Source organism: Gilliamella sp. W8123 (assembly GCF_016101085.1).
Lineage (GTDB): Bacteria > Pseudomonadota > Gammaproteobacteria > Enterobacterales > Orbaceae > Gilliamella > Gilliamella apis.
In genome coordinates, this window is the sequence record NZ_JACFRE010000024.1 from 1 (window position 1) to 406 (window position 406).

1 tRNA gene is annotated in these 406 nt (G+C 38.2%); it reads right to left on the reverse strand.

The annotated features are described in order from the left end of the window. Positions 1–230: 230 nt before the first annotated feature. Positions 231–306: transfer RNA gene (locus H3T56_RS11560), tRNA-Glu, on the reverse strand. Between the last annotated feature and the right edge of the window lie 100 nt (positions 307–406).

Here is a 406-nt window from a genome sequence, read left to right on the forward strand (position 1 = left end):
GTACGCTTAATTTCTTAACCTTACAACTCACAGTTGTCTTGGTTTTCATTACGCTTTTTTCTCTTTCTTATCTCAATCCAACATACTTTCATATATCAGTTTACGATAAAAACGAGAACTCGTTTCTTTCAGCTTGTTCCTAATTGTTAAAGAGCTTTATCTTTCTATTCATTCGAATATCAAATAAATACAAACATAATTTTTTTGAAAAATAGCTTCATCACATTTTATGGCGTCCCCTAGGGGATTCGAACCCCTGTTACCGCCGTGAAAGGGCGATGTCCTAGGCCTCTAGACGAAGGGGACTTAACTATTTTTCGATAAACAAACAATCTGTGTGAACACTTACGAGCACTTCGTAAGGAGGTGATCCAACCGCAGGTTCCCCTACGGTTACCTTGTTACG